The organism is Metapseudomonas otitidis, from assembly GCF_900111835.1.
GTDB classification, from domain to species: Bacteria; Pseudomonadota; Gammaproteobacteria; order Pseudomonadales; family Pseudomonadaceae; genus Metapseudomonas; species Metapseudomonas otitidis.
This window is the reverse complement of sequence record NZ_FOJP01000048.1, coordinates 1-1207: the sequence shown is the minus strand read 5'-3', so window position 1 is coordinate 1207 and position 1207 is coordinate 1. Positions and strand designations below refer to the sequence as shown.

2 protein-coding genes and 1 pseudogene are annotated in these 1207 nt (G+C 48.4%); all 3 read left to right on the top strand.

Annotated elements, in window-relative coordinates; translation table 11 throughout:
* A pseudogene (locus BM198_RS29280) lies at window positions 1-213 on the top strand (hypothetical protein); the annotation flags it as partial.
* A 161-nt stretch (window positions 214-374) separates the two neighbouring features.
* Entirely contained in the window at window positions 375-632 is a 258-nt protein-coding gene (locus BM198_RS30035) for a hypothetical protein (protein ID WP_139233744.1), read from the top strand.
* Window positions 629-1207 (top strand): hypothetical protein (locus BM198_RS29275; protein ID WP_208610391.1); only part of this gene is annotated, 579 nt, incomplete at its 3' end. The genes BM198_RS30035 and BM198_RS29275, both read left to right, overlap by 4 nt.

Below are 1207 nucleotides of genomic sequence, written 5' to 3'. Positions count from 1 at the left end.
GGTCAGTTCTTGGCAGGCTTTGCCGTGGTACACGCCAAGCTGTGCTGGTACCGAGGCATTGAAGTTCAAATTCAAAACCCCTTGGTGCCTATGGCCTTGATGCCCATCGAGTCGCTGGATGCCTACGACGTGGAATACGACTTTTTGCGTCCGGGCTGGGAGCCACCGCCAGCACCGGGATTACTGAATAAAATTAAACGCTTCTTTTCCTAAGAGATAAATGCATTAAGCAAACTGGACTCACTGAGCAGCGGCGCAGCAGGTGCGGTGCGAGAAACGGTCTCCAACAGCTATTTTGAGCGCAATGGTTTAAAGCGCTTGATGGTAAGTGTGGGACCAACTGCTTTGATGGAGTTTATATCGAGGGTAATCAGGTGATCGTCAATGAGGTGAAGCCGTTGCAGGCAAATGGTTCGATTAAGTTGAGCCCACCTAACCCCGATACCGAGCTTCCTATGCAGGGAGGTATTAAGTGGGTTACCAGTAGGGCTGAGGCATTGATTAAAACTAGAGATCCGGCAAAGGTTGCAGCTGGGAATAAAATCAATGAAGCAATCAAGAACGGTAAGCTCACAACTGTCATTTCGGGTGTCAACAGTAACGGCATGGTCATCGTAAAGGTGAAACCATGAGCGAAAATCAAGAGTCCCGTGAGGCGTGGTTAGTAAAGGTAGTTCAAGAACGCGAGGAGCACTCCAAAGAGCAACTAAAAAAAGATATCGAAAACTACCACAAGCTAAGGTGGGGTTGGGTATTGGCTATTGCTTCATCTTTGCCGAGGTATCGTGGTCTAAAGTGCTTTTTCGTTGACAACAATGTGCACGGTTTGAAGCAGAGCTTTTACGTTGCCTGTAAATTTTTGATGGCCAGCCACAAAGAGGCAGAGCTTGGCGGTGACGTTTTTGCCACCTACGAACCCTTCCTCTACGGTCTTCTCTCCGACAGCCAGGAAATCTTCGACTGGCTGACCCATGCTGAACTCAAAGAAAAAGATGACGTCAAGACGCCGCATTTCTATTGGCATCAATTCCAACTGGTGCTTCGCCGTGACGACGAAGCCCTGCGCCAAACCATTGCCATAGTGGCCAAAAAAGGCCGAAAACATGACAAAACACTTGCTCAAGCTGGGCAAGATTTTTTCTCGTTACTGCTCAAGCAAGACAAGGAAGGCTTGCAAGCCTTGATCGAAAACCAAGCCAAGATCAAA